Here is a 938-nt window from a genome sequence, read left to right on the forward strand (position 1 = left end):
ATCATTCAGAGACTCGTCACTGAGCGAAGCTTTTTTCTCGTTGTGCATATCGCCTACTTATTCCGGGGTTGCAAGTGTCAGGGATTGGCTGCGGTGCTCAGCACTTATCAAAAGATGGGGTGTGGTTAATCCATCTGCTGTGCCATTCCCATTCTTGTCGAGCTCTATCTGATAAAGGTAACCTCGCTCCTCTTTTCCAGGACTGACCACATCACTGGGGTACCATATCTGCAGTTCGATATAGTCAGCACTCCTGTCAAGCGGTACCCAGACCTGCCAGACAACATCCTCGTTCTCGGGCATGATCGGAAAATGCAGTTCTGGTGGGCCGAAGGGTGGGCGCTCGTTGCTGACTTTTGTGAATTTTCTAATATGCGTGTACTGTCCGCGCTCTTCAAAGATAGTCTTTATAGAAGACTCGATCTTGGTGACAAGCAGAATACCCAGAGGACGTTTGCTACTGATAATGTTGAGCTGAATGCACTTTCCACGTACGGCATTGGGGAGTTGAATCTGAACCCATGCGCCATTTGGCACGGCCACTTCCATGTAGTCGCCTTTGCCCAGATAACGTTGCTCATAAACAACCGTGCTTTTGACAAACACTTGAGGGCTTAGCTGGATTTCCAATAGAGAGCGCTTTTCCTCGATGCGTCCTTCAGGATTATCTGCATGGCGAAACTCTATGGAGCGTGACCAGCAGCACTTTTTCAACCACCAACCAATACTGTCTTTCTTGAAATAGTTCAAGGCCAGGCACGCGAGTAAATAAATTGCGCCCACGACAAAAAGCCCCACCGCAAACCATGGATTCATTACAAAGAATTTTACTTTGCTGAATATGTTTAAACCCGACAATACGTACAGTGCACCGCCAAAGCCTGTGCCAAGTACAGCAAACTTCTTTATTGTTATTGCCATCCGCTCTTCTGAAGTTT

At 47.3% G+C, this 938-nt stretch carries 1 protein-coding gene; it reads right to left on the reverse strand.

Annotation, left to right across the window (positions count from 1 at the left end; genetic code table 11):
- Positions 1-57: 57 nt before the first annotated feature.
- Positions 58-938 (reverse strand): hypothetical protein (locus tag ACODS3_RS26480; protein WP_489037003.1); only part of this gene is annotated, 881 nt, incomplete at its 5' end.

It is taken from the genome of Pseudomonas sp. FG43 (assembly GCF_057809175.1).